This is a genomic window from Rhizobium sp. H4, assembly GCF_003013335.1.
Classification (GTDB): Bacteria; Pseudomonadota; Alphaproteobacteria; order Rhizobiales; family Rhizobiaceae; genus Rhizobium; species Rhizobium sophoriradicis.
In genome coordinates this window covers 189966-211839 of sequence record NZ_PSOW01000004.1, presented here as the reverse complement: position 1 = coordinate 211839, position 21874 = coordinate 189966, and the positions used below count along the sequence as shown (strand labels likewise).

Genomic DNA, 21874 nt, shown 5'->3' with positions numbered 1-21874 from the left:
AGGCGGAAATGGAAATGACGTTTCAACCGCGGATGCAGAACAAGATCCAGGGCTTCTCCGTCATCGGCGGCGTGCATCGCCGCCAATGGAACGGCATCGTCGCCGATGTCTGGGACGTCGAATGCGCCGCTTATGCCGGCGGCTATTATGTCTCGCGGGATCCGCGGCTGTTCATCATGCTCGACAAACGCGGACCGGGCAATTCGCGCATAAAGCTGTCGCCGAAGGCCGACGGCGCCGTTCAGGATGCGGAAAAGCGGCCGATCTCCTATGTGCCGGCCGGCATGGAAGTCTGGGCCGATTTGACCGGCGTGCATTCGGTGCGCCACCTTGACGTCCATTTCGACGCCGACACGATCAGCCGCCGGCTGATGGAGGACATAGATCCGCGTCGTCTCGGAAGCCCGCAGCTTCTCTTCTCCGACGAGCGCCTGCTGGCGCTGGCGCAGCTGGTCGCGGCCGAATGCCTCAATCCGGAGCCGCTGCACGATCTCTATGGCGACGGCCTCGCCCTGGCGCTGATCATCGACGTCTTGAAGCTTTCCAAGGCCGTGCCGCGCAAACGCAGCAAGCTCGCCTCCTGGCAGCTTCGCCGCGCCACCGATTTCATCGAGGAAAACTGCTTGCGCAACATCCGCCTCGAGGAACTCGCCGGCCTGACCGGCCTGTCGCAATCGCATTTCAGCCACGCCTTCAAGGCTTCGACCGGCATCGCACCGCATCAGTGGCAGACCAATGCCCGGATCGACAGGGCCAAGCGCCTGCTCGTCGACAGCGAATATGCCTTGACCGCGATCGCCGCCGAAACCGGCTTTGCCGACCAGGCGCATTTTACCCGCGTCTTCCGCAAGCATGTCGGCAGCACGCCGGCCAGCTGGAAAAAGGCCCAGCTTGCCTAATTGCAACGGTCATCGGGCAATTGTTTGCGAGCCGGAGAATTGCCCAAAAACGTTCAAATTTCCCCGATCCGGATAAGCCGAGCCGATAAAATTGAGTTAAACGCTCACCTTATTAAGGCTTCGCCGCGCCAGCGTCGCGGCACGAGTGGGGTATAGAAGACATGCGCGGGCAGACCAGGGGTCTCAGTTTAAAGATAAATCTGTTGGCGGGCGTTGCGATCGCCGGCCTGATGGCGGGCTCCGCCGCGGCACAGGAGGCGACATCGACGACGCTCGAACCGATCGTCATCCAGGGCGGCGGCGACACCGCGACCAGTCCCGTCAAAGGCTATGTCGCCAAGAATTCCTCCGCCGGCTCGAAGAGCGATACGCCGCTCAATGAAATCCCGCAGTCCGTCTCCGTCGTCGGCACTGAGGAAATGGACGATCGCGGCATCACCAACAAGATCGACGAGGCGTTGCTCTATGCGCCGGGTGTCACCTCGCAGCCCTTTGGCAATGACGCCGATACCGACTGGTTCTACATCCGCGGCTTCGACGCCGGCCAGACCGGCGTCTTCTTCGACAATCTGACGCTGTTCAGCTACGGCTTCGGCGGCTTCCAGCTCGATCCCTTCATGCTGGAGCGTGTCGAGGTGCTGAAGGGGCCGGCTTCGATGCTTTACGGCGGCGCCAATCCCGGCGGCATCGTCAATCTCGTCCGCAAGCGCCCACTCGACGAGCCGCTCTTCTATACGGAGATCGGCATCAACAGCAACGGCAACGCCTTCACCGGCTTCGATGTCTCCGACAAGATCGGCGCCAGCGGAGCGGTGAGCTACCGCATCACCGGCAAGGTTGCGGGCGGCGACAATTATTCGGATTTTTCCGAGGATTTCCGCGGCTTCATCATGCCGCAGCTCACGATTTCGCCGGATGACGGCACCAGCCTGACGGTCTGGGGCAGCCTCTCCGGCCTCGATCAGGTACATACCGGCAACGGCTTCTTTCCCTATGTCGGCACCGTCGAGGACGCGCCGTTCGGCAAGATCGACCGCGACGCCTTTTATGGCGAGCCCGACATCGACGACGGCAGCTATGTTCAGAAGATGATCGGGGTCGAATTCGAGCATGAGTTCGACAACGGCATCAAGTTCTCCCAGAATCTCCGCTACGGCCGGCTCGACAAACATGAAATCGGTCCCTACCTGAACGGTTGGGTCGGCGGCGTGCCGACGGGTCCGGACTATCAGCTGGCGCGCATCGGCTTCGAGGGCCGCTCGGGCGTCGACACTTTCTCGATCGACAACCGGCTCGAAGGCGAGACCGAAATCGGCGGCGCCACGCACAATCTTCTCGTCGGGCTCGATTACACCTATTACCGTCTCGACAATTGGCAGGCCTGCTGCGGCTCCAATCCGATCAGTGCCACCGATCCCGTCTACGGCACGACGCAAGGCGCCAATTTCGTCTATGCCGGTGGCATCGTCACCAAGAACCAGATCGGCGTTTATGCCCAGGACCGCATCCATTTCGGTGATGGCTGGCTGCTGACGCTGAACGGCCGTTACGATTACGTCGACATCAACCAGGACGCCAGGATCGGCACGACCTTCAGCACCAACGACAGCGCCATCAGCGGCCGTATCGGCCTTGCCTATGAATTCGACGACGGCCTGACGCCCTATGTCAGCGCCGCGACTTTCTTCAACCCGCTGATCGGCACCGGTGTATCCGGCGCCCTGAAGCCGGAGGAAGGTGAGCAGTTCGAAGGCGGCATCAAATATGAGCCGAGCTTCATCGACGGCTCGCTGACCGCCTCGGTCTTCCACATTACCAAGCGCAACAACACCGTCACCAATCCGGTCACCTTCGCCCAGAGCCAGCTCGGCGAAGTCGTCTCGCGCGGCGCCGAACTGGAAGGCAAGGTCAACATCAACGAGAACTGGAAGCTTCTCGCTTCGCTTGCCTATACTGATATGGAAGTGACCGAGAACGAGGCCAACCCGGCGCTCGTCGGCAATTCACCTTATATCGTCCCGAAGGTGACCGCCTCGCTCTGGCTCGACTATACGCTGACGACGGGTGCCTTCGAAGGCATGAGCTTCGGCGCCGGCGTGCGCCATCAAGGCTGGTCCTGGGCCGATGAGGCCAATACCGAGAAGGTGCCGGCCGCTACTCTCGTCGATGCCGCGATCCGCTATGACAGGGAAGACTGGGGCGCCGCGCTCAACGTCACCAACCTCTTCGACAAGGAATACGTCAAGGGTTGCGGCGGCCTGACCGTCTGCGGTTACGGCGATGCCCGCACCGTCACCTTCAAGCTCAGCAGGAAGTGGTAAGTTGACAATCTGAGTTTAGTTTTGCAGGAACCTGCGGGGAAAGGGAGGGCTTGCCCCTCCCAACCCGTTTGCAGCGACGAACCTGGAGCAGACCATGCCTTCGCCTTTCCTTGCCCTGTCGGGAATCGACTATGCTATCGGGCCGAAAACCATTCTGTCCGGCATTGACGTGACGCTCGAGCGCGGCCGCATCTACGGATTGGTCGGCCCGAACGGTTCTGGCAAGAGCACGCTGCTGAAGATCATCGCCCGCCAGATAGCCCCCAAATCCGGAGCCATCGCCTTCGACGGCAGACCGGCGACGGACTGGGGTGCTCGCGAATTTGCCCGGCACGTCGCCTACATGCCGCAATTCACGCCGGCAACCGACGGGATGACCGTGCGAGAACTCATAGCCCTCGGCCGCTTTCCCTGGCATGGCACGCTCGGACGCTTCACGGCGACGGATCGCAAGATGGTTGAGGAGGCGATCATCCGCACCGAACTCGAGGATTTCGCCGATCGTCTCGCGGCCAATATGTCCGGCGGCGAGCGCCAGCGTGCCTGGATCGCCATGATGCTCGCCCAGGACGCCCGCTGCCTGCTGCTCGACGAGCCGACATCGGCGCTCGACCTCGCCCACCAGGCTAGCGTCCTCTCGCTGGTCAAGGAACTCAGCCACGAACGCGGGCTGACCGTCATCGTCGTGCTGCACGACATCAATCTGGCCGCGCGCTATTGCGATGCGATCATCGCGCTCAACCGCGGCCGGATCACCGCCGAAGGCACGCCCGCCGAGATCATGCAGACCGAGACGCTGCAGTCGATTTTCGGCGTCGGAATGGGCGTCTTTCCGCATCCGGTTCGCAACGAACCGGTGAGCTATCTGTTATAGGCATGGCCTTTCTGGCTTACTTCTCCCGCAGGCAATTTCTGACCGGTGCGGCGGCCTCGCTCTCCGCCCCCGCGCTGGTGCGGGCGGCGGAGGGCGTGCGCGTCGCCACGCTCGACTGGGCGCTGCTCGAAACACTGCTGGCCATCGGCGCCAACGTCGTTGCGGCAACCGAATTGCGGCAGTTCCGCGAGGTCGCCGTCAAACCTGACGTGCCGGCGGCGGTGGCCGATCTCGGCCTGCGCGGCACGCCGAATTTCGAAGTGCTGCGGTTTGCACGACCGGAGCTGATCTTCAATTCGAACTTCTATGCCTGGGCCGACGAGCGCATGCGCCTGATTGCGCCGGTGGAAAGCCATGCGATCTACAAGCCCGGCGAAAGCCCCTTCGCGCTGGCCGAGCAGGTAACGCTTGCGCTCGGCGAGCGCCTGCAGCTTCCCGCCGCCAGGCAGTTGACCGAGGCGCTTTCAGCCCGGCTCGACCGCCACCGATCTCTCTTTGCCGCCGGCGACGGGCGGCCGGTCATCCCGATCAATCTCGGCGACGCCAGGCATTTCCGCGTCTTCGGCGCCGACAGCATGTTCGGCGAAGTGCTGAAACGCGTCGGCTGACCAATGCCTGGCAGGGTGCGACCAGCTACTCAGCGGCGGCCCCCATCGGCATCGAGACATTGGCATCGATGCCCGACGCCTGGATCGTCATGATCCCGCCGCATCCGGCCGATGCTCTCACTGCGCTCTCCAGCAGCGGCTTCTGGAATGCCTTGCCGGCCGTGCGCGAAAAGCGCGTGCTGATGCTCGGCTCGATCAATCCCTATGGCGCGCTGCCGGCCGCCGGCCGCTTTGCCGACCTGTTGGCGGAGGGGCTCGCCCATGCATGGAATGGTTAGCCGCGCCAGGCCCGCACGACGCGCGGGCGCGCCTGTCATCGGCATCATCTTCGCCACGCTCTGCATTGTCGCCTTCGCGCTCCTCATCGTGACGCGCCCTGAGGTCCCGCACGGCGCTGCCGATGCAGCCGCGCTGAATGGGATACTGTTCTGGCACGGCATCATGCCCCGCGCCGCGCTGGCCCTGATCGCCGGCGCCGCACTCGGCCTTTCCGGCGCATTGCTGCAGCGTGTGCTACGCAATCCGATCGCCGACGCCTCGACGCTCGGCATCGCCGCCGGCGCGGAACTGGCGATGACGGCGGCCATGAGCGTCTCGCCTCTGCTCATCGGTTTACCGCGCGAGATGATCGCCTTTGGCGGCGGCATCGCGGCCGTCGCCATCGTGCTGGCTCTGAGCTGGCGGCGCGGGCTCGACCCAGTGACGGTGGCGCTTTCCGGCATGATCGTCAGCCTGATCGCCTCGGCGCTCAGCGTCACGCTGGTTCTTTCGCGCGGCGAATATGCCATGTCGATCTATATCTGGGGCGCCGGTTCGCTCAGCCAGCAGGGTTGGAACGGCGTCCTGTCGCTCGGCCCCCGACTCATCGTCGGCTTTGCCGCCGCTTTGCTCTTGGTGCGGCCGCTGCGCATCCTCGCGCTCGACGACAGCGGCGCCAGGAGCCTCGGCCTCGCCCTGCATTCGACCCGCCTGGCGATCGTCACCCTCGCCGTCTGGCTCGCCGCCTCGGTGACCTCAGAGGTCGGCATCATCGGTTTTCTCGGGCTCGCCGCACCCGCGATCGCAAGACTTGCCGGCACGCGCAGCTCCGGCCGGCTGATGGTGGCCGCGCCGCTGACGGGCGCCGGCCTGCTCTTCCTGACCGATTGCCTCACCCAGGTCCTCGGCCCCGGTTTTACCGATCTCGCGCCCACGGGCGCCGCAACCGCCCTGCTCGGCGGCCCGCTGCTGCTCTTTCTGCTGCCGCGCGTGCACTCCGTTTCAGCCATTGCCGCCCGGCCGGCCGGAGCGCTGAACAGGCTCGCAAAGCCGATCCGGGCCTTTGCTTTGCTCTTCACGGCCCTCGTCCTGCTCTTTGCCGTCGTTCTCACTTTCGGCCCGGCCGATGACGGCTGGCATGTGGCGACCGGCGCGCTGTTTGCCGATCTCCTGCCCTTCCGGCTGCCGCGCACGATGGTGGCCGCCGGCGCCGGCGCCATGCTGGCGGCGGCCGGCTTCATCATGCAAAGGATGACCGGCAATCCGATCGCCAGCCCCGAAGTGCTGGGCGTCAGCGGCGGCGCCGGCGCAGGCCTCACCGTGGCGCTCTTCCTCTTCGGCTTCCCCTCACCCGTCACCATGCTGCTTTCCATGGCGATCGGCGCACTGGCAGCCTTCCTCGCCATGATCGCCATTTCCGCCCGCGCGGGGTTCTCGCCGGAACGCATGCTGCTTGCCGGCGTCGGCATCGGCGCCTTTGCCATGGCGATCGTGACGATGGTGCTCGCCCAGGGCGATATGCGCGGCTATATCCTGCTCACCTGGCTGTCCGGCTCGACCAACCGCGCCGGCGCCTTCGAAGGCTGGACGGCCATCCTCTCGCTCGCCGTGCTGACCGCACCCCTGCCCTTTCTCAGCCGCTGGCTGACGATCCTGCCGCTCGGAGCAGGCCTCGGTCGCGCTGTCGGCCTTCCTGTCGGGGCAAGCCGGCTGGTGCTCGCCATCTTCGCCGCACTGATGACGGCGATCGCTTCGTTCCTTGTCGGCCCGCTCAGCCTCACCGGCCTCATCGCGCCACATCTTGCCCGCCTTGCCGGCTTCCGCGCGCCGGGCCACCAGCTTGCGGCGAGCCTCATCTTCGGCGCCGGCGTGCTGATGGCGGCGGACTGGCTATCGCGCGTCGTCATCTATCCCTACCAGGTGCCGGTCGGCCTCTTCGCCGCCCTGATCGGCGGCCCCTATCTCATCTGGCTGCTGTCACGAAAGTAGGTCCGCCAGAAACGTCGTTCCATTCTCCCTCCTGTGCTCGTCACAGGAATCCAGCGCGCGCCCAAGTCTTTGGCGCGGCAGACTCCCTTCAAGGCCTCATGGGTTCATTCACCGCGCAGACGCGCAGTGGCTGGATTCCAGGCTCAAGGCCTGGAATCCACAGCCACACCCCGTCCTGCTCGGCCTTGAGCCGAGCATCCACACCGCATCCATCGGCAGGTGTCGAACGTTGCTCACGTCTGCTCGCGGAACATCTCGATAATCGCCGAAAAATCCCGTCCGCCATTGCCCTGCTTTTCGAACAGCGCAAAAAGCTGCGCCGCCTCCGCACCCATCGGCGTCGAAGCGCCGCTCGCCAGCGCCGCCTCCTGCGACAGCTTGAGATCCTTCAGCATCAGCGCTGCGGCAAAACCCGGTTTGTAGCCGTTATTGGCGGGCGAGGTCGGCACCGGTCCGGGCACCGGGCAATAGGTATTGATCGACCAGCACTGGCCTGACGAGGTCGAGGCGACGTCGAATAGCGCCTGATGCGAGAGGCCGAGTTTTTCGGCAAGCACGAAGGCTTCGCAGACGCCGACCATCGAGATGCCTAATATCATGTTGTTGCAGATCTTTGCCGCCTGGCCGGCGCCCGCCTCGCCGCAATGGACGATCCTCTTGCCCATGGCCTCGAGGATCGGCTTCGCCTTGGCAAAGGCCTCGTCCGAGCCGCCCGCCATGAAGGTCAGCGTGCCGGCGCTCGCCCCGCCGGTGCCACCGGAGACGGGTGCGTCGAGCGAAAGGCAGCCTGCGGCCTTGGCCATCTCATGCGCCTTGCGGCTGCTGTCGACATCGATGGTGGAGCAATCGATCACCAGCGTGTCCCGCGCCGCCGTCTGCAGGATATCGGTCCAGGCCGTCAGCACGTGCCGGCCCTGCGGCAACATTGTGATGACGATCTCCGCGTCCTTGACCGCCTGGCTGGCATGGCTTGCCGGCTTGACGCCGCTCGCCTCCGCCGCCTTCAGCACCGAGGCCGCGAGATCGAAACCGAGAACCTCGTGACCTCTCTTGACGAGATTGGCCGCCATCGGCCCGCCCATATTGCCAAGCCCGATGAATGCGATCCTTGCCATGGTCTTCTCCTATCGATTGTCTTCGAGGATCATCGCCGCCGCCTTTTCGGCGATCATGATCGTCGGCGAATTCGTGTTGCCCGAGGTGATCGACGGCATCACCGAGGCATCGGCGATCCTGAGCTTGCCGAGCGCCCGGAACCTCAGCCGCGGATCAACGACGCTGTCCCTGTCGGCGCCCATGCGGCAGGTGCCGACGGGATGGAAGATCGTCGTGCCGATATCGCCCGCCGCCCGCTCCAGATCGGCCTCGGTCTGATAGCTGGGGCCTGGCTTGAACTCCTCCGGCTTGAACCTCGCGAAGGAAGGCTGCGCGACGATCTTGCGCGTCAACCGTATCGAACGGACAGCTGTGTCACGATCGCGCTGCGTCGAGAGGTATTTCGGGCTGATCGTCGGGTGGGCGGCAAAATCCGGGCTCGACAGATGCACCGAACCCCGGCTCTCCGGCCGCAGATTGCAGACGCTCGCCGTGATCGCCGGGAAAGGATGGACGGGATCACCGAACTTCTCCAGCGACACCGGCTGCACGTGATATTGCAAATCCGGCGTCTCCCGATCCGGCCCGGAACGGGTGAAGATGCCGAGCTGGCTCGGCGCCATCGCCATCGGCCCGGAACGGCGGACGAGATATTCGAGCCCGATCGCCGCCTTGCCGATCAGCTTCGTCGCCTTCTCGTTCAGTGTCGGAACGCCGGTCACCTTATAGGCCAGACGCAGCTGCAGATGGTCCTGCAGGTTCTCGCCGACACCCTTGACCTCGGTGACGACATCGACGCCCGCCCGCTGCAGCACATCGCCCCGGCCGATGCCGGAGAGTTCGAGAATATGCGGCGAGCCGATCGAACCGGCCGAAAGGATGGTTTCTCGGGCGGCATAGGCGCGCTTCGCAACGCCGTTATGCTGGAATTCGACGCCGGCGACCGCCCCCTCCTCCACCAGCAGCCGCCGGACCTGCGCCTTGGTCAGCACGGTCAGGTTGGAGCGCCTGCGCGCCGGGCGCAGGAAGGCTTTCGAGGTGTTCCAGCGAATGCCGGAACGCTGGTTGACGTCGAAATAGCCGGAACCTTCATTGCTGCCGCGGTTGAAATCCGTCGTCTCCGGAATTCCCGCTTCCTTCGCGGCCTGTTGGAAGGCATCGAGCACCGCCCAGCGCACCCGCGCTTTCTCGATGCGCCATTCGCCGCCGGTGCCATGCATGTCGTCGGCGCCGCGATAAAAATCCTCGGATTTCAAGAAGAAGGGCAGGACATCGTCCCAGCCCCAGCCGGTGCAGCCCATCTGCCGCCAGAGGTCATAGTCGCGGGCCTGGCCGCGCATGTAGATCATGCCGTTGATCGACGAGCAGCCGCCGAGCACCTTGCCGCGGGGGTAGCTCAGCGCCCGGCCGTTCAACCCGGCTTCCGGCGCCGTGGTGAAGCACCAGTCGGTGCGCGGATTGTTGATGCAGTAGAGATAACCGACCGGAATATGGATCCAGTGGTAATTGTCGCTGCCGCCGGCTTCGAGGAGCAGCACCCGGCTCCGGCCGTCGGCGGAAAGCCGGTTGGCAAGCACACAGCCGGCGCTGCCCGCCCCGATGATGATGTAGTCGTAACGATCCATGTGCCCTGCACGAAGTCCCAGATGCCCCTGCCTCCCTCTCCCCGCGGGACGGGGAGAGGGAGAGTCGCATTGCCGCCGCCAATCTCTTTGCCGGGGAAAATCGTCCCCGGGAAAGAGAGGTCCGCCCGTTCAGCGGCGATAGACGAAGCCCAGCTTTCGCCCGAGCCGGGAGGCGTAGAATTCGCCGATGATGCCGCGGCGGAAGATCAGCACGCAGATCATGAAGACGACGCCGGTGATGATCGTCACCGGAAACTCCGACGTGGCGAGGTAATTTTGCAGCGCCACCACGAGTCCGGCTCCGAAGAGGGGCCCGACCAAGGTGCCGATGCCGCCGAGGAGCGTCATCAGGATCACCTCGCCCGACATCTGCCAGGCGACGTCGGTCAGGGTCGCGAACTGGAAGACGAGCGATTTCATCGCGCCCGCCAACCCCGCCAGCGCCGCCGACATGACGAAGGCGCCGAGCTTGTAGCGCGCCACGGAATAGCCGAGCGATGTGGCGCGGTTCTCGTTCTCGCGGATCGATTTCAGGATCATCCCGAAGGGCGAATTGATGAAACGCCAGATGATCAGGATGCCGACGAGGAACACGGCCAGCACGAAATAATACATGTTGGTCGAGTTGCTCAGGTCGATGAAGCCGAAGAGATGGCCGCGCGGCACCGACTGGATGCCGTCCTCGCCTTCGGTGAACTCCGCCTGCAGGCAGAAGAAAAAGAACATCTGCGACAGGGCCAGGGTGATCATCGCGAAATAGATGCCCTGACGGCGGATGGCGAAGAAGCCCATGACCAGCCCGAGAAACGCCGCACCGACGACGCCTATCAGGATGCCAAGTTCCGGCGGCAGGGCCCATGACTTCACCGTATAGGCGGTGAAATAGGCCGCACCCCCGAAGAAGGTGGCGTGGCCGAAGGACAGCAGGCCGGTATAGCCGAGCAGCAGATTGAAGGCGCAGGCGAAAAGCGCGAAGCAGAGCAGCTTCATCAGGAAGATCGGATAGAAGAAGAAGGGCGCCAGCAGCAGGAACAGCAGCCCGGCAAGCAGGAAGCCCGCCTGCACCGAAAGGGCGGTCCGGCTTTTTTCCGTTCGGATGGTTTCGGTGATGTCAGCCATGTCAAGCATCCCGGCCGAAGAGGCCCGCGGGCCTGATGAGAAGGACGATCGCCATGATGACGAAGATCACGGTGTTGGAGGCCTCGGGATAGAAGACCTTGGTCAGGCCCTCGGCGACGCCGAGCACATAACCGGTCACGATCGCGCCCATGATCGACCCCATGCCGCCGACTACGACGACGGCGAAGACGACGATGATCATGTTCGAGCCCATCAGCGGCGAGACCTGGTAGATCGGTGCGGCCAGCACACCGGCAAAGGCGGCAAGACCGGCGCCGAGCGCGTAGGTAAAGGTCAGCAACACCGGCACGTTGACGCCGAAGACCTGCACCAGCACGGCGTTTTCGGTGGCGGCCCTGAGATAGGCGCCGAGCTTGGTCTTCTCGATCAGCAGCCATGTGCCGAGGCAGACGACCAGCGAGACCACGACCACCCAGCCGCGATAGATCGGCAGGAACATGAAGCCGAGATTGGCCCCGCCGGCGAGCGCCGCCGGGGTCGCATAAGGCTGGCCGGACGAGCCGTAGAGATAGCGGAAGGTGCCTTCCACGGCGAGCGCCAGCCCGAAGGTGAAGAGCAGGCCGTAGAGCGGATCGAGATCGTAGAGCCGGCGCAGGAACAGCCGCTCGATGATCGCACCGGCAAGACCGACGATAACGGGCGCCAGGATCAGCGACGGCCAGTAGCCGATGCCGGCATAGGTGAGCAGCAGATAGGCGACGAAGGCGCCGAGCATATATTGCGCGCCATGGGCAAAGTTGATCACCCGCAGCAGGCCGAAAATGATGGCGAGGCCGAGGCTGAGCAGTGCATAGAAGGAGCCGTTGATCAGGCCGATCAAGAGCTGGCCGAGCAGCGCCTGCAGGGGAATGCCGAAGATCATCGTCATCTGGTCATACTCCCAGAACCTTGTGCAGCGTATCCATGCGCTGCGGCAGTTCGCCGACCGGGAATTCCGACACCATCTGCCCATGATCCATCAGATAGAAGCGATCGGCAATACGGCTGGCGAAGCGGAAATTCTGCTCGACGAGCAGGATCGTCATGCCGCGTCCTTTCAGCGTCTGCAGCACCTCGCCGATACGCTGGACGATAACGGGGGCAAGCCCCTCGGTCGGTTCGTCGAGAATGAGCAGCCGGACACCGGTGCGCAGGATTCGGGCGATCGCCAGCATCTGCTGCTCGCCGCCGGAAAGCTTGGTGCCGGGGCTGCCGCGGCGCTCGTAGAGATTGGGAAAGAGCTCGTAAATTTCGTCGAGCGTCATGCCGCCCTTGGCCACGACAGGCGGCAGCAGCAGGTTTTCCGAGACGGTGAGCGTCGAGAAGATGCCGCGCTCCTCCGGCACGAAGCCGATGCCGCGATGCGCCGTCTTGTGCAGCGGCACCTGCATCATGTCGCTGCCGGCAAAGCTGATCTTGCCCTTGCGGGCGCGCACGATGCCGGTGATTGTGCGCAGCGTGGTCGTCTTGCCGACGCCATTGCGGCCGAGAATGGTGATCGTCTCGCCTTCGGCCAGCCGCATATCGACGCCGTGCAGGATGTGGCTTTCGCCATACCAGGCGTTCAGTCCCTGGACCTCGAGGAGATCGGCCATCAATGCTCCTCCGTGCCCATATAGGCGACCCGCACGCGTTCGTCCTGACTGACGGTGGCATAATCGCCCTCGGCGAGAATCTCGCCGCGCTGCAGCACCGTGACATGCTGGCAGATATTGGCGACGACGGAGAGATTGTGCTCGACCATCAACACCGCCCGGTCGCGGGCGACGTCGCGGATGATCGCCGAGACGACGCCGACATCCTCCAGCCCCATGCCGGCCATCGGCTCGTCGAGCAGCAGCACCTTCGGATCGAGCGCCAGCGTCGTGGCGATCTCCAGCACCCGCTTGCGGCCATAGGAAAGATCGGCGGCGATATGATCGCGCTCCTTGGAAAGCCCGACGCTGGCGAGCAGCTGCTCAGCGCGCTCGTTCAGCCGGTCGAGCGCCGAGAGCGGCCGCCAGAACTGGGTGGAGAGATTGTTCGGCCGCTGCAACGCCACCCGCACATTGTCGAGAACGGACAGATGCGGAAAAACCGCCGAGATCTGGAAGGAGCGCACCAGCCCCATGCGCGCCACCTTATCGGGTGGCGTATACGTGATGTCGGTGCCCATCAGCGTGATGGTGCCCGCCGTCGGCTGCAGGAACTTCGTCAGCAGGTTGAAGACCGTGGTCTTGCCGGCGCCGTTCGGGCCGATCAGCGCATGCACGCTGGCGTCATGCACGTCGAGATCGACGTCCTTGACGGCCGTGAAGCCGCCGAAATCGCGGCGCAGGCCGCGGGCGGATAGTACCACCCGCGGCTTTTCCTGCGTTTCAATCGCGGAAACCGCCATTTCGCTCACTTCACCAGATCGCAGCCGCTCTTGGCGGGATCGATATAGGCCTCCTTACCGGGAATGGTGGCAAGCACGTTGAAGTAATCCCACGGCTCCTTGCTTTCGGAAGGCTTCTTGACCTGCAGCAGATACATGTCGTGGATCATGCGGCCATTGGCGCCGACCGTGCCGCCACGACCGAAGACGTCGTCAACCGGCATTTCATGCAAGAGCTTGGCAACGGCCTCCGTCTCGTCGGTGCCGGCCTTCTGCACCGCCTTCAGATATTGCGTCACTGCCGAATAGGTGCCGGTGTGGACCATGTTCGGCATCTTGCCGGTGCGGGCGAAGAACTTCTTGGCGAAGGCGCGGCTTTCGTCGTCGCGGTTCCAGTAAAAACCTTCGGTCAGCGTCAGGCCCTGCGCCGCCTCGAGGCCGAGGCCATGGACTTCGGCGAGCGTAAAGAGCAGCGCCGCCAGATGCTGGCCGCCCTGGGTGATGCCGAATTCGGCCGCCTGCTTGATGGCGTTCGAGGTATCGAGGCCGGCATTGGCAAGGCCGATCACCTTGGCGCCGGACGATTGCGCCTGCAGCAGGAAGGACGAGAAGTCCTGGCTCGACAGCGGATGGCGCACGGCGCCGACGACCGTGCCGCCGCTCGCCTTGACATAGTCGCTGGTCTGCTGCTCCAGCGAATAACCGAAGGCGTAGTCGGCGGTCAGGAAGAACCAACTGTCGCCGCCCTGCTTGACGAGCGCGCCGCCGGTGCCGACGGCGAGCGCATGCGTATCGTAGGCCCAGTGGAAGCCGTAGGGCGAGCAAGCCTTGCCGGTAAGATCGGTCGTCGCCGCACCGGTGACGATATCGATCTTCTTCTTTTCCTTGCCGATCGCCTGCACGGCGAGCGCCACGGAAGACGTCGTCAGTTCCATGATCGCATCCACCTGCTCGGTGTCATACCACTGGCGGGCGATATTGGAGGCAATATCCGGTTTGTTCTGGTGGTCGGCATCGACGATCTCGACCGGCACACCAAGGACTTTGCCGCCGAAATCCTCGACCGCCATCTTGGCGGCTTCGACGGAAGATTTGCCGCCGAAGTCGGCATAGACACCCGACTGGTCGTTCAGAATGCCGATCTTGACCTTGCCGTCGGTCGCGCTCTGCGCGAGCACCGCCGTGCTGCTCGCCAGCAGAAATGCAACTGATGCAATGAGATTCTTACGCATATTATCTCCTCCCAGAGATTGGCCAGATTGCGGATCTGTTCAGATTTGGCCAACCGCACTCCTCAGAACGGCGGACCCTCACCTTACGATCAAGGAAATTGCGTGCTGAAGCAACGGGTGGTTTACAACTAATTCCAAACAGTATCTGTTCGTTTTTGAACAGAGGGGATCGTAATGAACAATCCACCGCAGTTTACTTGGGACGATCTTCAGTTTTTTCTAGCCGTCGCCCGCACGGGGCAGCTGTCGACGGCGGCCCGCCAGCTGCGCTCCAGCCATGCCACCGTTTCGCGGCGCATCGACCGGCTGGAATTCACCCTCAAGGTCAAGCTGTTCGAACGCAATCCGCGCGGTTACGTACTGACCGCCATGGGCACACGTTTTGTCGAGACGGCCGAGAAGATGGAGCAGGAGACCGAGCGGCTGCGCGCCGATCTTGCCGACGGTTCGATGGCGCAGCGCGGCCTGGTGCGCCTGAGCGCGCCGGAGGGTTTTGCCAATTTCTTCTTCGCCACCGTGCTGCACCGGTTTGCCGCCCAGCATCCGCATCTGTCGCTCGAGCTGGTGACGATCCAGCAGATCATGTCGCTGTCACGCAAGGAGGCCGATCTTTCCGTCGTGCTCGACGAGCCGAAGGGCGGGCCCTATTTCGCCGAAAAACTGACCGACTATCACCTGCAGATCTACGGCTCGCGCGACTATCTGGCCAAGGCGCCTGATATCACCTGCCGCGACGACCTGCTTGAGCATCCCTTCGTCAGCTATATCGAGGAGATGATTTTCGCGCCGGGTCTCGATTACCTCAGCGATGTGCATCCGCGCATCAAGCCGCAGTTCCAGAGTTCCAGCATCTTCGCGCAGCTGACCGCCACCCGAAACGGCCTCGGCCTCTGCATCCTTCCCTATTTCTTCGCCAGCCGCTACCCCGAGCTGGTGCGCGTGCTTCCCGCGGAGATCGACCTCAAGCGCCAATACTGGATCACCTGCCATCGCGACCTGAAACAGGCGCCGCGGGTACGCGCCGTCATCGACTTCCTGCGCACGGCGGTGCGCGGCGAGGATGCACGCTTCGTGCCGCCCTATGTCACACCAGCCGGACCCGCGCGGTCGGACGCCGAAACGTGACTATTTGAGGAACTCGGCCCGGTGCGGCGTGAACGTATCGATCAGCCGGCCTTTTTCCAGCGCTTTGACGCCATGGACGAGATTGGGGGGCACGATGAAACTGCCGCCCTGCCGCAGCACCTCAGTCCGCCCGTCGATCGTCACTTCGAAACTGCCCTCGGCGACATAACTCGCCTGGATGTGTGGATGCGAATGGGCCGCACCGACGGCGCCGCTTTCGAAGGCGACTTCCACCATCATCATCTCCGGCAGATAGGTCATGATGCGCCTGGTTACGCCGGGCTCGGGATTGACCCATTCGGCGCCTTCGGCCGATACGAACAGATCGCTTGACGACATTTCCGCCTCCTCATTCCAGAATCGAACGCGGGCAAAGTGGAGCATGCCGGCGCTTTTGAAAAGATGGCCAGCCCTGTCTTTTCGATAGGGCCGCCTTCTGTTGACGCGGTCGGCCGGCGGGTCTATGCGACCTTGAGCGAGCAAGCGTGATTAGTGGGTGAGGAGATCCCGACATGCAGCATACGCGCGAGGTTTTCGACTGGGCCGACCCGTTCCGCCTGCTGGAGCAGCTCACCAATGAGGAGCGCATGGTGCAGGATACCGCCCATGCCTATGCGCAGCAAAAGCTCGCGCCGCGTGTTCTCGAGGCCTTCCGCAGCGAAAAGACCGATCCGGCAATCTTCCGCGAAATGGGCGAACTCGGTCTGCTCGGGCCGACGATTTCTCCCGAATATGGCGGCGCCGGCCTCGGTTACACCGCCTATGGCCTGATCGCCCGCGAGATCGAGCGGGTCGACAGCGGTTACCGTTCGATGATGAGCGTGCAGTCCTCGCTGGTGATGGTGCCGATCGACACCTTCGGGTCCGAGGCACAGAAGCTGAAATACCTGCCGAAACTGGCCGCCGGCGAATTGATCGGCTGTTTCGGCCTGACCGAACCCGATCACGGCTCCGATCCCGGCTCGATGGCGACACGCGCCAGGAAGGTCGACGGCGGCTACAGCCTCACCGGCTCGAAGACCTGGATCTCGAATGCGCCGATCGCCGATGTCTTCGTCGTCTGGGCCAAGACCGAAGACGGCCTCATCCGCGGCTTCATCCTCGAAAAGGGCTGGAAGGGGCTTTCGGCGCCGGCCATCCACGGCAAGGTCGGCCTGCGCGCCTCGATCACCGGCGAAGTAGTGATGGACGCAGTCTTCGTACCGGAGGAAAACCTGCTGCCCGGCGTCACCGGCCTCAAGGGACCGTTCACCTGCCTCAACTCGGCCCGTTTCGGCATTGCCTGGGGCGCGCTCGGGGCTGCCGAAGATTGTTATGCCAGGGCACGGCAATATACGCTCGAGCGCAAGCAGTTCGGCCGGCCGCTCGCCGCCAACCAGCTCATCCAGAAGAAGCTCGCCGACATGGCGGCGGAGATCTCGCTCGGCCTGCAGGGCTGCCTGCGGCTCGGCCGCATGAAGGAGGAAGGCCATCCGCCGGTGGAGCTGACCTCGATCCTCAAGCGCAACAGCTGCGGCAAGGCGCTCGAGATTGCACGGGCGGCCCGCGATATGCTCGGCGGCAACGGCATCTCCGACGAATTCGGCATCGCCCGCCACCTCGTCAACCTCGAAGTGGTCAACACCTATGAGGGCACGCACGACATTCACGCGCTGATCATCGGCCGGGCGATCACCGGCATCGCCGCCTTTGCGAACTAAACCGTCGGTTCGGCTTGGCGAATTGCCACACGCCTGACAATGTGCAACCTTCCCTCTCGCGGCACGACGCCGGCAATGAGGGGATCGCGCATGTTTCTGCTGCTTGCATTGCTGATCGGTGTCATCTCGGGCCTTCGCACCATGACGGCGCCGGCCGCCGTCGCCTGGGGCGCGGCGCTCGGCTGGCTCGACGTCTCGCAGACGCCGCTTGCCTTCATGGGTTACCGCTGGACCCCGTGGATCTTCACGCTTCTCGCCATCGTTGAACTGGTCGCCGACCAGCTGCCGTCAACGCCATCGCGCAAGGTGCCCATGCAGTTCGCCGCCCGTATCGCCTCCGGGGCGCTTGTCGGCGCGACAATCGGCGCAGTCAGCAGTCTGCTCTTCGGCGGGCTGATCGCCGGCGTGATCGGCGCCGTCATCGGGACCTATGGTGGCGCCGCCGTCCGGGCCAGACTTGCCGCGTCCTTCGGCAGGGACCTGCCGGCCGCCCTCATCGAGGATGCCGTCGCCGTCATCGGTGCGGCGCTGATCGTGGGGACCTTGTCATGAAAAGCTTCGACGCCATCGTCATCGGCGCCGGCCAGGCCGGTCCATTTCTTGCCGCCCGCATGGTCGAAAAGGGCATGAAGGTGGCGCTGATCGAGCGCAAATTCCTCGGCGGCACCTGCGTCAATACAGGCTGCATGCCGACGAAGACGCTGGTCGCCAGCGCCCGCGCCGCCCATGTCACCAGAAGCGCCGCCGCCTACGGCGTCAATATCGGGGGCGATATTGACATCGACATGAAAGTGGTCAGAGCCCGCGCCGAAACGGTGACGATGAATGCCCGCAACGGCCTGATCGGCTGGTTTGCCGGGATGGACGGCATGAGCGTGATCTATGGTCATGCCCGCTTCGAGGGTCCGAAGACCGTCAGCGTCAACGGCGAGTCCCTCAGCGCGCCGCGCATCTTCCTCAATGTCGGAGCCCGGCCCCTCATTCCCAAGCTGCCTGGCATCGATGACATCGACTACCTCACCAGCACCTCGATCATTCGTCTCGACACGCTGCCGCGGCATTTGGCCGTTATCGGCGGCAGCTATATCGGGCTGGAATTCGCGCAGATGTATCGCCGCTTCGGCGCCGAAGTCAGCGTCATCGAGCACGGCCCGAAGCTTGCTTCGCGCGAGGACGAGGACATATCCGATGCTATCGCCGAGATCCTGCGTTCAGAAGGCATCGACGTCCATACCGATGCCGGCAACATTGCCTTCGCTGGAAACGGCAATGGCGTGAGCGTCACCGCCGGCTCGGCGAAGATCGATGCAAGTCACGTGCTGATCGCCACCGGCCGCAAGCCGAATACCGACGATCTCGACCTCGATGCCGCCGGCGTCGTCACCGACAAGCGCGGTTACATCACGGTCGACGACAAGCTCGCCACCAATGTCGAGGGCATCTTTGCGCTCGGCGACTGCAACGGCCGCGGCGCCTTCACCCACACGTCCTACAACGATTTCGAGATCGCCGCCGCCAATCTGCTGGACGGCGACGACCGCAAGGTCTCGAACCGCATCCCCGCCTATGCGCTCTACATCGACCCGCCGCTCGGCCGCGTCGGCATGACGGAGAAGCAGGCGCGCGAGTCGGGGCGCAGGATCATGGTCTCGACCCGGCCGATGAGCCGCGTCGGCCGTGCCAACGAGCGCGGCGAGACCAAGGGCTTCATGAAGGTGATTGCCGACGCCGAAACCAAGGAGATTCTCGGCGCGGCGATATTGGGCATCGAGGGCGACGAGGTGATCCACGGCCTGATCGACGCGATGAATGCCGGAACCACCTATCCAGCGCTGAAATGGTCGGTGCCGATCCATCCGACGGTATCGGAGCTGATCCCGACGCTGCTTGGCGATTTGAAGCCCGTTTGATCGTGACCTGACGCTTCGGGAAGGTGAGAGCGAGCCGTCATGTCTATCGAACTGCTGATCGAGAATTACGGCCTGCTGGCGATCTTCCTAGGTGCGGCCATTGAAGGCGAGACGGCCGCCTTCCTCGGCGGCGTGGTTGCCCATCGCGGGCTGCTGAGCTATTGGGCGGCGGCATCCGCGGCCGTGGCAGGATCCTTCGCCGGCGATCAGTTCTGGTTCTTCGCCGGCCGTTACGCCGCCCGATGGAGCTTCGTCCGCCGGCTGATGGAAAGACCGGCGCTTGCCCGCGTCACCCGGCTTCTCGAAACATATCCCACAGGCTTCATCCTTGCCTTTCGTTTCCTGGTCGGTTTGCGGACGATCAGCCCCGTCGTCATCGGCACGACTGGGATATCGACCGGGAAATTCGTCGTCCTGAATGCGGTAGCCGCACTGGTCTGGGGACAGCTTTTCACCACGCTCGGTTATCTCTTCGGGCACGGAATCCAGCAGACTTTGGGCCACCTCCCCCTTCACCGCCATCTGCTGATCGCGGTCGGAGCCGCGGCTGTTGTCGCAGCCGCCGCCCTTGTCTTCCGCAAGATGAAACCGAGTGCCAGGCACTTATAGAAGTGGTGCGGCGGCGCCCTACTCCATCACGATCTGCAGCTTCACGTCGCTCGGCCGGGCCTCGACGGCGCGATCGAAGGCCTTGATCGAATCCTCGAATGTGAAGGTCTCTGATATCAGCGGCTTCAGGTCGACGCGCCCCGAGCCGAGCAGCGCGATCGCGCGCTCATATTGATGGGCGTAACGGAACACCGTTTCGATGCGGATCTCCTTGGTCGTTGCCGTCGAGACGTCGAAACCGATCGAGTTGACCGGCAGGCCGACGGCGACGATGACGCCGCCCGGGCGCGGCAGCGCCATGATCGTCTCCCAAGCCTTCGGCGAACCGGAGCATTCGAAAACAACATCCGCACCCCAGCCGTCGGTCAAGCGGGCGACTTCCTCGATCAGGTTCTTCTCGCGGATATTGATCGGGATAACACCCTGGTACTGCGCGGCAATATCGAGCTTCGGCTGGGCGAGATCGGCGACGATCGCCCGGGCGCAGCCGCCGGCAAGGGCGGCGATCGCCACCATCGTGCCGATCGGCCCGGCGCCGAGGACGATGGCGGTATCGCCGGGCGCGATCTTTGCCTTACCAGCCGCCTGCATGCCGACGGCGAAGGGCTCGACCATGGCGCCTTCGGCAAAGCTGACATTGTCGGGCAGCTTGAACGTATAATTGGCGGGATGCACGACCTCCGGCGTCAGCACGCCATGCACCGGCGGTGTCGCCCAGAAACTGACGGCGGGATCGATATTATACAGGCCGAGCCGGCTTGCCTTGGAATTCGGATCGGGAATGCCGGGCTCCATGCAGACGCGGTCGCCGGCTTTCAGATGCGTGACGCCAGCCCCGACCTCGACCACCGTGCCGGCCGCCTCATGGCCGAGCACCATCGGCGCGTTTACGACGAAGGGACCGATCTTGCCGTGGGTATAATAATGCACGTCCGAGCCGCAAACGCCGACGGTATGAATCTTGATCTTGACCTGCCCCGGTCCTGTCTCCAGCGGCAGATCGATATCGCGAAGCGCAAGTTCATGCTGGCGCTCCAGCACCAGCGCACGGACTTTGGTCATGATCGGTTTCCTTCCCTTTTGCCCCCGCGATTCAGCGGGTGCCGTCGACACGGACTATAAGACCGTTAAAGGCGGCAATTCAATCGCGCCATGCAAGCTTTTGCTCAACATGTGATTAAATGCCCATTTTCTATAATCCGAAAGATTCAGGTTCGAAGACTGGTCGGGGCGCATTATCGCAAAATCTAAGGATCGAAATCATCCGCCGCAGCGTTATTATCGAAGCGTCGGCATGACGTCCCGGAAGCATGACGGGTCCGGGCACATGCGGATCGACACGATAAGGAAGACCATCATGAAGTCGATCGCGTCATTCTGTCTGTTCGCCTCCCTTCTCTTCACCGCAAGTGAAGCGTCTGCCGCCTTGGAACAAGCCGCGCTTCCGCCGCAGCAGCAGGAAGAAATGCTGGCGCCGGCCAACCTCGAGCTCACCTTCACCGGCCCGGTCGATCTTGCCCGTTCGACGGCCGTGCTGCTCGATGCCGAGGGTACGGCGCTTCCCACCGGCAAGCCGTTTCTCTCCGGCCCCGAGGGATCGATCTTCAAGATCCCTCTCGATCCTGCCATGGCGCCCGGCCTCTATACGCTCGACTGGCGCGTCCTATCGATGGACGGCCGCAGCGCCGAAGGCCAATACCAGTTTCGGGTCGATCCTTAGCCCGCTCGCCGAAAAGCATTTATAAGATTTTTATATTGATGGCCGTTCGGCCGTCTCGAACCTTTATGCCCTCCGGCTCCATATTCATGCCCGAGAGATCCAACGATCATCTCCACGCCAGAAAGCATGAAAGGCGGCCCTTCCCCGGGATGGCGCCCTTTGTCTTGTCTGACTCCAAGAAAGCAACAGGAGTCACGATCATGATGGATATCATTCTGCTCGGCACCGCGATCCTATTCTTCGCGCTGTGCTTTGCCTACGCCAGAGCCTGTGACAGGCTGTGACCGGAGAAACGACGATGACCCTCGACTACGTCTTGAGCGGTGCCGTGACCGTGTTTCTTACCGTCTACCTCACCTACGCTCTGCTTCGCCCAGAACGCTTCTGAAAAGAACCGGCGCTTCCGAGGTCGCGCATTCGCGGCCGAGCAGCAG

20 protein-coding genes and 1 pseudogene are annotated in these 21874 nt (G+C 63.5%); 12 read left to right on the top strand and 9 right to left on the bottom strand.

Annotated features, from left to right (window positions below):
• The first annotated feature begins 14 nt into the window (after positions 1-14).
• The 5 genes and pseudogenes from C4N04_RS07935 (at position 15) to fhuB (ending at position 6949) form a co-directional block, all read left to right on the top strand.
• A complete protein-coding gene (locus C4N04_RS07935) occupies positions 15-899 on the top strand; it encodes an AraC family transcriptional regulator (RefSeq protein ID WP_106795870.1) in 885 nt (294 codons plus the stop codon).
• Between the two features lie 161 nt (positions 900-1060).
• A complete protein-coding gene (locus tag C4N04_RS07930; RefSeq protein ID WP_106795758.1) occupies positions 1061-3220 on the top strand; it encodes a TonB-dependent siderophore receptor in 2160 nt (719 codons plus the stop codon).
• Positions 3221-3314: 94 nt separating this feature from the next.
• Positions 3315-4094 carry an ATP-binding cassette domain-containing protein gene (locus C4N04_RS07925; RefSeq protein WP_106795757.1) on the top strand — a complete coding sequence of 260 codons (780 nt, stop codon included), beginning with the start codon at positions 3315-3317 and terminating at the stop codon, positions 4092-4094.
• Between the two features lie 2 nt (positions 4095-4096).
• Positions 4097-4980, top strand: a pseudogene (locus tag C4N04_RS07920) (ABC transporter substrate-binding protein).
• Positions 4973-6949 (top strand): Fe(3+)-hydroxamate ABC transporter permease FhuB, encoded by a 1977-nt coding sequence (gene fhuB, locus C4N04_RS07915; RefSeq protein WP_106795756.1) that lies wholly within the window; start codon positions 4973-4975, stop codon positions 6947-6949. The pseudogene C4N04_RS07920 and the gene fhuB overlap by 8 nt, the downstream one beginning before the upstream one ends.
• A gap of 233 nt (positions 6950-7182) precedes the next feature.
• Here the strand turns inward: fhuB and mmsB are convergent, their stop codons facing one another.
• The 7 genes from mmsB to C4N04_RS07880 all read right to left on the bottom strand — a co-directional run bounded on the left by mmsB (position 7183) and on the right by C4N04_RS07880 (position 14376).
• On the bottom strand, positions 7183-8064 hold the full coding sequence (gene mmsB / locus C4N04_RS07910; protein ID WP_106795755.1) for a 3-hydroxyisobutyrate dehydrogenase: 882 nt from the start codon (positions 8062-8064) through the stop codon (positions 7183-7185).
• A gap of 9 nt (positions 8065-8073) precedes the next feature.
• Positions 8074-9669, bottom strand: a complete 1596-nt coding sequence (locus tag C4N04_RS07905) for a GMC family oxidoreductase N-terminal domain-containing protein (RefSeq protein WP_106795754.1) — start codon at positions 9667-9669, stop codon at positions 8074-8076.
• Positions 9670-9798: 129 nt separating this feature from the next.
• The gene (locus C4N04_RS07900) at positions 9799-10788 is read right to left on the bottom strand and encodes a branched-chain amino acid ABC transporter permease (RefSeq protein WP_106795753.1); all 990 of its coding nucleotides are present in this window, start codon (positions 10786-10788) and stop codon (positions 9799-9801) included.
• A gap of 1 nt (position 10789) precedes the next feature.
• On the bottom strand, positions 10790-11677 hold the full coding sequence (locus tag C4N04_RS07895) for a branched-chain amino acid ABC transporter permease (protein ID WP_040111461.1): 888 nt from the start codon (positions 11675-11677) through the stop codon (positions 10790-10792).
• Between the two features lie 4 nt (positions 11678-11681).
• A complete protein-coding gene (locus C4N04_RS07890) occupies positions 11682-12383 on the bottom strand; it encodes an ABC transporter ATP-binding protein (protein ID WP_010058928.1) in 702 nt (233 codons plus the stop codon).
• Positions 12383-13165 (bottom strand): ABC transporter ATP-binding protein, encoded by a 783-nt coding sequence (locus tag C4N04_RS07885; RefSeq protein WP_096763512.1) that lies wholly within the window; start codon positions 13163-13165, stop codon positions 12383-12385. The genes C4N04_RS07890 and C4N04_RS07885 overlap by 1 nt, the downstream gene beginning before the upstream one ends.
• A 5-nt stretch (positions 13166-13170) precedes the next feature.
• Complete coding sequence (locus C4N04_RS07880; RefSeq protein WP_040141129.1) at positions 13171-14376, bottom strand: ABC transporter substrate-binding protein; 1206 nt, start codon at positions 14374-14376, stop codon at positions 13171-13173.
• 174 nt (positions 14377-14550) lie between these two features.
• On the opposite strand from C4N04_RS07880, the gene C4N04_RS07875 reads away from it, so the two are divergent.
• Positions 14551-15501, top strand: a complete 951-nt coding sequence (locus C4N04_RS07875) for a LysR family transcriptional regulator (protein ID WP_040111457.1) — start codon at positions 14551-14553, stop codon at positions 15499-15501.
• Here the strand turns inward: C4N04_RS07875 and C4N04_RS07870 are convergent, their stop codons facing one another.
• Positions 15502-15840, bottom strand: a complete 339-nt coding sequence (locus C4N04_RS07870; RefSeq protein ID WP_003594586.1) for a cupin domain-containing protein — start codon at positions 15838-15840, stop codon at positions 15502-15504.
• A 173-nt stretch (positions 15841-16013) separates the two neighbouring features.
• Between C4N04_RS07870 and C4N04_RS07865 the strand changes: the two genes are divergently transcribed.
• From C4N04_RS07865 to C4N04_RS07850, 4 genes are all read left to right on the top strand, one after another.
• Positions 16014-17201, top strand: coding sequence for an acyl-CoA dehydrogenase (locus tag C4N04_RS07865; RefSeq protein WP_096763511.1), 1188 nt, complete (start codon positions 16014-16016; stop codon positions 17199-17201).
• A gap of 90 nt (positions 17202-17291) precedes the next feature.
• Positions 17292-17753, top strand: coding sequence for a DUF4126 family protein (locus C4N04_RS07860; protein WP_096763510.1), 462 nt, complete (start codon positions 17292-17294; stop codon positions 17751-17753).
• On the top strand, positions 17750-19111 hold the full coding sequence (locus tag C4N04_RS07855) for an FAD-containing oxidoreductase (protein WP_106795752.1): 1362 nt from the start codon (positions 17750-17752) through the stop codon (positions 19109-19111). Before C4N04_RS07860 ends, C4N04_RS07855 begins: the two co-directional genes overlap by 4 nt.
• Positions 19112-19150: 39 nt before the next feature.
• Entirely contained in the window at positions 19151-19720 is a 570-nt protein-coding gene (locus C4N04_RS07850; protein ID WP_077989681.1) for a DedA family protein, read from the top strand.
• A gap of 18 nt (positions 19721-19738) precedes the next feature.
• On the opposite strand, the gene C4N04_RS07845 is transcribed toward C4N04_RS07850, so the two are convergent.
• On the bottom strand, positions 19739-20782 hold the full coding sequence (locus C4N04_RS07845) for an NAD(P)-dependent alcohol dehydrogenase (RefSeq protein WP_077989682.1): 1044 nt from the start codon (positions 20780-20782) through the stop codon (positions 19739-19741).
• A 295-nt stretch (positions 20783-21077) separates the two neighbouring features.
• Here C4N04_RS07845 and C4N04_RS07840 point away from each other — a divergent pair, with 295 nt between their 5' ends.
• Together C4N04_RS07840 and C4N04_RS07830 are read left to right on the top strand one after the other, a co-directional pair.
• The gene (locus C4N04_RS07840) at positions 21078-21440 is read left to right on the top strand and encodes a copper resistance protein CopC (RefSeq protein ID WP_040141436.1); all 363 of its coding nucleotides are present in this window, start codon (positions 21078-21080) and stop codon (positions 21438-21440) included.
• 298 nt (positions 21441-21738) lie between these two features.
• Positions 21739-21828, top strand: coding sequence for a K(+)-transporting ATPase subunit F (locus C4N04_RS07830; protein ID WP_003547774.1), 90 nt, complete (start codon positions 21739-21741; stop codon positions 21826-21828).
• Positions 21829-21874 lie beyond the last annotated feature (46 nt).